Genomic DNA, 10,888 nt, shown 5'->3' on the forward strand with positions numbered 1-10,888 from the left:
GAAATACCATCAGCACAGGATGGTACTCCCTGGCAAACCGCTCATAGATAAGCTGCGGCTCCGAACCGCGCCATTCATAAATCGTCTGAAAAAAATCGCCGCAGAGCAAAAGATTGCTATTGCCAAACATTTTCGTGAGGATTTTGTATTCCAGCCTGCTGGTATCCTGCACCTCGTCCACGCACCAGAATTTGAACCTTTCCCGCCAGAAGCGGCAATTTTCTTCCTCCCGCAGGACGTGATATGCTCCGTTAATCAGGTCACAGAAATCCACATAGTGATTTTCCAGCAGCTTGCTGTCGTACTGGCTGACCAGCTCGCCGCAATGCGCCTCGAAGGTCATGACAACATCCTGATTTGTCCTCGCCCCCTGCTTGGCGGCATCATTGATGCGCTGCTGTTTTTCCTCCTTGAGCCTCAGCAGCACCTTCTCATAGTCAGCCTGGCGGTCATCGGAAAAAATATCGTACTCGCCCCGGTATTCCTTGATGAGATTTATCAGTGCCTGCAGGGCATTTTCCTGACGCGCCTGACAATAGTCCAGACCGCGGATAATCTCCAGACAGTCCGTTTCATCGGCCACCGTAAAATCCCCGGCCACATCAGTCTGTCCCTTCGCCGCCCAGCGCAGGATTTCATAGCAGAACCCATGAAACGTCCTCACTGTCACGCCCCTGCCCTGAACACCTGTCACGCTGTCTATCCTCTGCTTCATCTCGTTGCAGGCCTTGTTGGTAAAGGTCAGGCAGATGATTTCCTCCGCTGTCGCCCGCTCCCTTTCAAGAATATTCACAATGCGCCAGGACAGGGTATTGGTTTTGCCCGTGCCTGCCGAGGCCAGGAGCAGGATATTCCTGTCCAGCTCCTGTACTACCTGCCGCTGTTTTTCATTCAAAAAATCAAAATCCATCTCCGTACTGCCCCACCATAAAACCACAATACGGAGTTACGCCAAACATAACTCCGTATTATACACTGCATTATCAACTAATTACTTTATTTGTACTCCGCGGCCAGCTTTTTGAATACCGGCAGGGATGCCCTGATGGTTGACTCCTTGATGCAATATGCCGCCCGGAAATAGCCAGGACAGCCAAAGTCGGAGCCCGGCACCAGCAGCAGGTCGTATTCCATGGCCTTCTTGCAGAAGGCACGGTCATCCTCTTCCAGCGCCTTCGGAAACAGGTAAAAAGCTCCCTGCGGCTTCTGGCAGGTAAAGCCTGCATCAATCAGGCCGTCATATAGAAGATTGCCATTTCGCTCATAGGCCGCAATATCGGACGGCTCGTCCACGCACCTTGCCACCACCCGCTGAAACAGGGAGGAAGCATTGACATGGGTAAGCACACGGGCGGCACCGGCAATAGCGCCGTAAACGCGCCCGAAATCCGCCACCTCATCAGGCACGACAATATAACCGATGCGCTCGCCCGGCAGGGAAAGGGATTTGCTCCATGAATAGCAGACCAGCGTATTCGGATAGTATTTTGGCACATACGGCACCGTCAGGCCGCCATATACCAGCTCCCTGTAAGGCTCATCGGAAATAATGAAAATCGGATGGCCGAACTCCTTCTCCTTGGCGGAGAGAATTGCCGCCAGCTTTTTAATGGTTTCCTCGGAATACACAACGCCGCTCGGATTGTTCGGGCTGTTGATGATAACCGCCTTGGTCTTCGGGCTGAGCATCGCTTCCAGCTTGTCAAAGCGTATCTGGAAATCCGACCTGTTGGCTGGCACCACGGACAGCCGGGAGCCCACAGACTCCACGAAGCAGCCATACTCCGGAAAATACGGGGCAAAAGTGATGAACTCATCATCCGCGCCATCCTCATGCAATGCCTTGAAGCAGATGGTGATTGCTGCCGCGGCGCCGCTGGTCATGAACAGATTTTTGCCGGTAAAATTCGTGCCGAAGCGGCGATTGATGCTGGCGGCAATCGTGTCCCGCACCTGCGGCAGTCCCGGTGCTATAGTGTAGCCGTGCAGCTCGCAGGAATCCACGGTATTCAAAATATCCATAATCGCGGTCTTTACCGCTTCCGGGGCTGGCACATTGGGATTGCCGATGGAAAAATCATAGACATTTTCCGCGCCGACAATGGCCGCCCTTTGCTTGCCGTATTCAAAAATCGTCCTGATTGTGGATTTTTTTGTGCCAAGAGTGTGCATTTTTTCAGAAACCATTATATATCCCATCCTTTAACGCTTTAGTATAAATAATCACAGGCTATTAACCATGATTATACACCAATTCCGCAAAAATAAAAAGAGCAGAAGGCATGCCGCAGCTGGAAAGCACGACACGCCTCTGCCCCAATTCATCCGCCGATTTTACTGCTTTTAGGATTTTGCTTTACCATGCGGCTTCAGGTTAGGTTGCTGAGATACTCCTTGAAATATCCGTTCAGGTGGCCGGACAGCTCCTGACGAATAATTTCCTCGTCTCCGCCGGCTGCCACCTCCAAAAATCCCGGTTCCTCGATGAGCATGCTGCTGATGCGGCCCATGATTCCCGTATTGACATCAAGGCTGTCGTCCACCGGTACCAGCATGACGAAAACCACGCCAATTTCCTTGAAATAGCTGTCCTGAAAGCAACTGCCCGTCTCCGGCAGGCAGACTGCAAAGCTCGGCCGGGTGACGCCATTGGTACGGGCGTGCAGCAGGGCGAAGCCGAACTCGGCAAAAATCTGGCTGGACATCTGCTCACGCTTCGCCAGCGCATCCACAATCATTTCCTGCCGCTCCGGCTGAACCGTCATCCGCTCGCCGATAGTGAACAGCAGTCTGTCAAAGGTAATATCCGCCGGTGCCTGAAAGCATTTCAGATGCTTGATGACACTGCTGATGCACGCCGCAATCCTGTTTACCTCGTCAAAGCGGGCCGTGAGCTTATCCTGAACCGCCTCTTTTCGCGGCAGCCGCTCAAACTGATAAATCAGGCAGCGGATTTCCCCGATATCCCCCTCGCTCAGCAGTGGATTGACATAGACCACCGGCACATGCACATCCTCCAGCTGCAGGCTTGAAATAACAAAGTCTATTTTTGCCTCCACCGCCGGGGTAATGTCGTGCTTGCCGTAGGTGGTCATCTCCAGCCTGTCCTTGAACACCTTTTCCAGCTTTGCCGCCATCAGGCGGGACAGCCCGATGCCGCTGGAACAGACCACTGCCACCTGCACCTTCCGTATCTGCTCCTTGCGCCCCTCAAGGCGCACCAGTGCCGCCCCGAAATGCACGGCCAGAAAGCCGATTTCCTCCTCCGGCACCTGCTTTCCAACCTTGTTTTCCAGCACCCTGGCTACCTGCCGGCAGCGGGCATATATCTCGCCGTAGTTTTCCTTGATATCCGCCAGCACGGGATTCTGAATGCTCATGCCATGCACCAGCCGCACAATGGTCGGCTGCAAATGCGCCAGAAGCCCCTGCATAAATTCATCGTCCTGCTTCAGCAGGTAGGCATGCTGCGCGTCGTAGGCATCAATCAGGTCGTTAACAAACTGCTGCAGCTCCCTGCCGGCCAGCTCCAGCCTGTCCTCCCGGCTGGGCAGCTGGATTTTCTCATGCTTGGCCCCCTTGATGTGCAGGCAGATATAGGCAATCTCCAGCTGGGGAATAGCCACCTCAAACTCCGCTTCCAGCTCCGCTGCAATATCGGACGCCAGCCTGTAATCCTCATCATGAGGCAGCTTTTCCTGCCAGTCACCAGTCACCTGAATGACATCCTTCTGCAGAATGCGGTTAATGGCAATCGCCAGATGTATTACCAGCCCGTCATAGGCATTTTCCGTCAGGTTCTCCATCCGCTCATTGTCCACGCCCTCAAGGCACTCATGGACACGGCGCACTATTTCATTGTCCAGCAGCCTGCCCAGATGCTTTTTCTGGAGGGAGGCAGAATAATCATCCCTGCCGTCGCCGTCATAAAGCTGCTTGAAATGCCTGGTATCTATATTTTCCCCGATGAAAAAACGTATCGCGCGGCGGTAGCTTTCTTCCGTTCCCTCTACCTCGATACCGCTGCCGGGCTTTCTTACCATGGACAGGCCCTGTCTGGAAAGCCACGCCTCCACGGCTTCCAGATCCGTGCTGATGGTGGCTTCGCTGACACCGAATTTACGGCTGTAATAATACAGCTTCCTGAGCCCCTTTTCCCGCAGGATTTCCAGCACCAGCCTTCTTCGCCTGTCCTCCTTGCTGCTGACAGCATACTCATCGCCGCTGGCCGCCTCTGCCAGAAGCTCCGCCCTGGCGGATGCCTCACCATCCAGCCACACGCCCACGCCGGTCTTTGAGGCAAATTTCATGCCGTATGGCAGCAATACATCATCGACGGCTTCCAGCTCCCGCTGCACGGTGCGCTTGCTGATGCCTGTCTTTTCTGCCAGATGCTTTATGGACACAGGCTCCCTTTCCTCCAGCAGAGCCTGCAGAATCTGTTTCATTCGCGGCGTGATTTTCATGTTGCTCACCTCCTGCCACCTCCGTTTCCAAATAGACTATGCAAAATCCGTTATACTGACAGCTCGTCCAGCCTATCAGTATAACGGATTTTTTCTATGCTTTCAACACACCTGCAACTGCTTTTAACAATGACAGGGCACTCAGCTGTTGCGCTGCTTCAAATCATCCACCAGCCTGCCGTATTCCGGTGCAGCCAGGAAGTTGGTAATGAGCACCAGCTCCGCATCAGGATTGCTCTGGGCGGCACGCTCGCGCAGGGACTGATGAGTAACGACAATCTGCACATCGGCAGGAATGGAGGACACAGAAGTATGAATAACCTCGATGCCATCAATACCGGCAGCCTTGATTTTCTTCTTCAGCACGGTAGCACCCATAGCACTGGAGCCCATGCCCGCATCACAGGCAAAAGCGATCTTGCTTACCCTGCCGGAAGCCTTGCTGCCGGCATCGACAGCAGAAGTTTTGGCGGCTACGGCAGTTCCTTTGGCCTGTGCCTTCATGGCATCCTTCTTTGCCTGCGCTTCCTCAAGAGTGGTATCCTTGCCCATGAATTTCAGCAGCGGAATGGCAATAGCCATGGCAACGGCGGCAGAAAGGATAACGCCCAGGAACAGGCCCACATAGCAGTGACGTTCAGCCATCATGGTCAGGGCGATGATACTGCCCGGAGAAGCAGGAGCGGTCAGTCCCACATCAAACAGGCGGAAAACAAATACACCGGTGGCATTGGCTGCGATAGTGGCAATCAGCAGGAACGGGTTCATCAGGATATACGGGAAGTAAATCTCGTGGATACCGCCCAGGAAGTGAATGATTACCGCACCCGGCGCGGAGCTTTTGGCACTGCCCTTGCCTACCAGGCAGTATGCCAGCAGGATGCCAAGTCCCGGGCCTGGGTTTGCTTCAAGCAGGAAGAAAATAGACTTGCCTGCTTCCTCCACCTGCTGGATGCCCATCGGGGAGAAAATGCCGTGATTGATAGCGTTGTTCAGGAACAGCACCTTTGCCGGTTCTACAAAAATCGAGGTCATCGGCAGCAGCCCGTTGGCAATCAGCACGCCTACACCGGCGGCCATGGCGCTGGTCAGGGCGGTAACAATCGGGCTGATAGCCTCCATGGCAATCAGGGCCAGAACAGCTGCCAGAATACCCAGCGAGAAGTTATTCACCAGCATCTCGAAGCCCGGCCTGATATGGCCGTCCACAGCCTGGTCGAACTTCTTGATAACCCATGCAGACAGCGGGCCTACAATCATGGCGCCCAGGAACATCGGCACCTCTGCTCCCACGATTACGCCCATGGTGGCTGCCGCGCCGATAACGCCGCCGCGCTTTCCTGCTACCACCTCGCCGCCCGTATAGGCAATCAGCAGTGGCAGCATCACCGAGGACATCGGTCCCACCAGCGTGGCAAACTTTTCATTCGGCAGCCAGCCGGTAGGAATAAACATGGCCGTAATCAAGCCCCAGGCAATAAATGCCCCGATATTCGGCATTACCATGCCGCTCAGAAATCGTCCGAAGACCTGCAATTTTTCTTTCATCATCTACACCTCGTCATTTTCGCTGAAAACTCTCTTTACTTCTTAATATGCCTATAAATTCCCCTGCAATATCTGCCCTGCACGGTCTTTATGCCTGCACACATTATTGCCTGTGCACATTATGCCTGCACCCCTTGTTGCCTGCACTGCCTTGGCACTGTTTCCTGCGCCGTATCGTCATTATTGATTGGCAGCGTCAATTGCACGCACATACATCGTTGCCTGCATCGGCTTCGCATTGCTAATGGCACTGTGCTGGCATTATTCCATGCATTGCAGTTCTATTTGCATTATTGTTTCAGATTGACTGGCCGGTCATTTCCTGTTTATGTTTTTATTATAGACACGATTGGAATTGTTTTCAAGCAATACTAATTGAGTTTTGGCACTAGGAATTAGTGCCAAATATTGGCGCCATATATTATCAACGCCTGATTTACAGTGTTTTTGCGGCTATTATATGAAAGAAACCGACATCAACTTTGGCACTATCTCCTGATGCCAAATACGAATTACTTTGAATTGATTTTTCCCCGCACCAACACTATAATAAAACCATCAAGTGAAACACAGAAACAAATTGCAGGCAGCCAACGCTGTCAGGCAAGGAAAAAATGGAATACAAAAAAGAAGCAAAAAGGACGCTGCAAAGGAGAGATTGAGAATGTTCTGGAGCAAAAAGAAAGAAGCCCCTATCGAGAAGAAGCCTCTGCTGTACCGTGAAAACATAAAGACCGGCTGTACCATAGCCAGCAAGGATGAGGCCATCCGCATGGTAGGCCAGATGCTGGTGGACAGCGGCTACGTAGACCAGCCTTATGTGGAGGCCATGCTGGAACGGGAAAAAACCTTCCCTACCTACATGGGCAACGGCCTGGCCCTGCCTCACGGTGTGGAGGCCGCCAAAAAGGAGGTAAAATCCTCCGGCATCGCCGTAATCACCCTGAAAAATCCTATTGACTGGGAAGGCAATGAGGCGCAGGTGATTATAGGCATCGCAGGTGTCGGTGACGAGCATCTGGAAATTCTTGGCATTATTGCTGACAAGATGATGGATGAGGAAGCCGCCGCCCAGCTTGCCGCAGGCGATGCAGATACAGTTTACAGGCTTTTGCAGTAATCTTCCACGGCAAGCCCTCCGGGTACAAAATTCGATTATATGGACATAATTCACCCATATAAGTGCGATTCGTGTGCATAAGCACAACTCGGCTATATCAGTAGCCGGTTGGCACAAAATCAAGTTATACAGGTTATATAAGCATAATTTTCAGATATAAAGCTATAAAGGAGAAATCAGCATGAAAACAAAAGCAGTCAGAATGTATGGTACCAGAGATTTGCGTCTTGAGGAATTCGAGCTTCCTGCCATCAAGGATGACGAAATCCTTGTAAAAATCATGAGCGACAGCATCTGCATGTCCACCTACAAGCTGGTGGAGCAGGGCAAGAATCACAAGCGCGCCCCGAAGAATATCGATACCAACCCGATTATTATCGGCCATGAATTTGCCGGTGTTATTGTGGAAGTAGGCAAGAAGTGGCAGGATCAGTTCAAGCCGGGCATGAAGTTTGCCCAGCAGCCTGCACTGAACTACAAGGGCAGCCTGGCCTCCCCTGGCTATTCCTATGAGTTCTTCGGCGGCGCCTGCACCTACTGCATTATCCCTCACGAGGTAATGGAGCTGGGCTGTCTGATGGAATACAAGGGCGAGAGCTTCTTTGAGGCATCCCTGGGCGAGCCGATGAGCTGCATTATCGGCGGCTATCATGGCAACTACCACACCAACAAGAGAAACCACGAGCTGAAGATTGACACCAAGGCAGGCGGCGACATCATTATCCTGGGCGGCTGCGGCCCTATGGGACTGGGCGCTGTCAGCTATGGCATTCAGCTGGAGGAAAACAAGCCAAAGCGCATTGTGGTAACCGACATCAACGACGACAAGATTGCCCGCGCCCGTGAGGTTATTCCTGAGTCAGTGGCGGCCGAACGCGGCATTGAGCTGATTTATGTAAACACTGCCGCTATGGATGACCCTGTCAAGGGGCTGATGGATATTACCGGCGGCAAGGGCTATGACGATGTATTCGTTTATGTGCCTGTACGTCAGGTAGCGGAGCTGGGCAATAAAATCCTTGCCTTTGACGGCTGCATGAACTTCTTTGCCGGCCCTACCGACAGCCAGTTCAAGGCTGAGGTAAATCTCTACGAGGTACACTACACCAGCCAGCACATTGTAGGCACCACCGGCGGCAACAATGACGATTTGATTGAGGCAAACGATCTGGCAGCCAAGGGACGCATCGAGCCAGCTGTTATGGTAACCCATGTAGGCGGCATCGACAGCATCATTGACGCTACCCTGAACCTGCCAAAAATCCCTGGCGGCAAGAAGCTGACCTACACCCAGTTCAACATGCCGCTGACCGCTATTGAGGATTTCGGCAAGCTGGGTGAAACTGACCCTCTGTTCAAGAAGCTGGACGAGGTCTGCAAGAAGAACCGCGGCCTCTGGTCTGCCGAGGCCGAGCGCGTACTCTTTGAGCACTTTGGTGTTAAGGCATAATCTGCTTACTGTGCCTTTACATATAACCCTAATCTTATTATACTTTCCCTTCTAATTACTAACCCAATAGTAATTCAATCCCTATCCTGCCAGCGGATATTGCACCATAAATATCCGCTGGCACAACAAAGACCGGGCTTCTGCTTACCCCGGTCTTTTTGTTGTTTATGTGATTGCAGCAACATATTTATATACTTATATACTTATGTACTCATATGCTTACATCCATATTTATATGCCTAATATCTACTGAAAAAGTTTTATTCATGGTTATTACTTGACTTTGTCTGTATACTTCGCCCGAATTCTTTCTGTAACTCCTCCATCCCTTGGCAAAGCCAACCCCACCATTCTTTGGGATTTTCGTGATAAATCGGCATAAATGTCAAGTTTGTTTTGAGAACATACCTCTTATATTCATCATCTTCTCTCAAAACATCCAACTTCGCTATACATTGCACCTCAATTTTCTCATCAGCAAAAAACTCCAAAAATTTTTATTGGTATGTTCTTCAATATTAATTTTCCTCATTTTCTGATACTGTTTTTCTGTTCTATCGGAATACCACCTTACACCGACATTTCGAGCAATGCTCGATTTTAATACCCCGCCTATAATTTGTCAAAGTCATACAATAAATCATTTGTAAAGTTCCTAGTAGAAGTATTATCTATAATCAAATACAGTTTCTGTAATATTTGAACACATATCGTGTGCCTGAATTCATTCCCACGAAAATATCAAAGTTTCAACTCACACGCCCCTCACGGGGCGTGACTGGAACTTTCCTGGTATTTTTATGACCTATTTCATTTCAACTCACACGCCCCTCGCAGGGCGTGACTCATCCGCATCAGCCTCCTTTTACATATTCGCGAATTTCAACTCACACGCCCCTCGCGGGGCGTGACCTATTTCTACAACAGTTTTTTTGTGCCAGGTGTATTTCAACTCACACGCCCCTCACGGGGCGTGACATGTACTGCTTTTCTACCTTGGCTGCCGCCGCAGTATTTCAACTCACACGCCCCTCGCGGGGCGTGACATTGTGACTGCTGTCCATTTCCTGCAATTTCTTCATTTCAACTCACGCGCCCCTCACGGGGCGTGACTATGCGGTTAAAATCTGGAATAGGCAAATTTGCATTTCAACTCACGCGCCCCTCGCGGGGCGTGACGGCACCAGACCGCCCGACGTGTAGCACTTCTTGAAATTTCAACTCACGCGCCCCTCGCGGGGCGTGACCTGCCATCAGAACCATGCCGTTCGCATTTTGCAGATTTCAACTCACGCGCCCCTCGCGGGGCGTGACAATGGAATCTGGTGCAAGCAGTCCGCAGGGAAAATTTCAACTCACGCGCCCCTCGCGGGGCGTGACTTCTTGATGCAATCATCAATCTCATTTTCCATGCAATTTCAACTCACACGCCCCTCGTGGGGCGTGACGGTGATGTAGAAATTGACTTTTAATCATCATGGCATTTCAACTCACACGCCCCTCGCGGGGCGTGACTTTCCGCGGCCATGCGCTTATTGATGTTGACAGCATTTCAACTCACACGCCCCTCGCGGGGCGTGACCATAGCCCTGGTATGCGATACATCAAAACAAATTTATTTCAACTCACACGCCCCTCGCGGGGCGTGACATTACTTCACCAGCAGCCAGTGGACTATGATACCGATTTCAACTCACACGCCCCTCGCGGGGCGTGACCTTGATTTCTTCTTTATGCTCATCCATGAACTCGATTTCAACTCACACGCCCCTCGCGGGGCGTGACGAAGTGTACGGCCGGGTTGGCCAGCATGCGGATATTTCAACTCACACGCCCCTCGCGGGGCGTGACGACGGCAGCCCTTGAAGCCTTGCCGCACAAGGGCGATTTCAACTCACACGCCCCTCGCGGGGCGTGACCATGTGCGTAATAATCATCTAAATTATCAATATCATTTCAACTCACACGCCCCTCGCGGGGCGTGACGTCTTTAATCGTTCCATCGTTTAAAACTAAACATTTCAACTCACACGCCCCTCGCGGGGCGTGACTTTATCATGGGTGACACAGTGGCAGGGCAGACCAATTTCAACTCACACGCCCCTCGCGGGGCGTGACAGCGACAGGATTAATCGGGTACATAGGCGGCAGCAATTTCAACTCACACGCCCCTCGTGGGGCGTGACAATACTGAATTGCTGAAAGCATGGACAAACACCATTTCAACTCACACGCCCCTCGTGGGGCGTGACGACACGCTGGACACCATAAAAAACAGCATTGTAAATTTCAACTCACACGCCC

The 10,888-nt window shown here is 51.7% G+C and carries 6 protein-coding genes and 1 CRISPR repeat array; of the genes, 2 read left to right on the plus strand and 4 right to left on the minus strand.

Going from position 1 to position 10,888, the window contains the following annotated elements:
- The 4 genes from ACI3UA_RS07040 to ACI3UA_RS07055 form a co-directional block, all read right to left on the minus strand.
- Nucleotides 1–910 (minus strand): UvrD-helicase domain-containing protein (locus ACI3UA_RS07040; RefSeq protein ID WP_439724109.1); only part of this gene is annotated, 910 nt, incomplete at its 3' end.
- An 86-nt stretch (nucleotides 911–996) separates the two neighbouring features.
- A complete protein-coding gene (locus ACI3UA_RS07045; RefSeq protein ID WP_439724110.1) occupies nucleotides 997–2,187 on the minus strand; it encodes a pyridoxal phosphate-dependent aminotransferase in 1,191 nt (396 codons plus the stop codon).
- Nucleotides 2,188–2,369: 182 nt separating this feature from the next.
- A complete protein-coding gene (locus tag ACI3UA_RS07050; RefSeq protein WP_439724111.1) occupies nucleotides 2,370–4,466 on the minus strand; it encodes a BglG family transcription antiterminator in 2,097 nt (698 codons plus the stop codon).
- 141 nt (nucleotides 4,467–4,607) lie between these two features.
- Nucleotides 4,608–6,014, minus strand: coding sequence for a PTS mannitol transporter subunit IICB (locus ACI3UA_RS07055; protein WP_439724112.1), 1,407 nt, complete (start codon nucleotides 6,012–6,014; stop codon nucleotides 4,608–4,610).
- A 664-nt stretch (nucleotides 6,015–6,678) separates the two neighbouring features.
- On the opposite strand from ACI3UA_RS07055, the gene ACI3UA_RS07060 reads away from it, so the two are divergent.
- Together ACI3UA_RS07060 and ACI3UA_RS07065 are read left to right on the plus strand one after the other, a co-directional pair.
- Nucleotides 6,679–7,134, plus strand: a complete 456-nt coding sequence (locus tag ACI3UA_RS07060; protein WP_439724113.1) for a PTS sugar transporter subunit IIA — start codon at nucleotides 6,679–6,681, stop codon at nucleotides 7,132–7,134.
- A 181-nt stretch (nucleotides 7,135–7,315) separates the two neighbouring features.
- A complete protein-coding gene (locus ACI3UA_RS07065) occupies nucleotides 7,316–8,584 on the plus strand; it encodes a zinc-binding dehydrogenase (protein ID WP_439724114.1) in 1,269 nt (422 codons plus the stop codon).
- A gap of 746 nt (nucleotides 8,585–9,330) precedes the next feature.
- Nucleotides 9,331–10,836: a CRISPR direct-repeat array (repeat unit 33 nt; unit sequence ATTTCAACTCACACGCCCCTCGCGGGGCGTGAC).
- Nucleotides 10,837–10,888: the final 52 nt, after the last annotated feature.

The sequence above is a fragment of the Anaerovibrio sp. genome (genome assembly GCF_051866355.1).
Lineage (GTDB): Bacteria > Bacillota > Negativicutes > Selenomonadales > Selenomonadaceae > Anaerovibrio.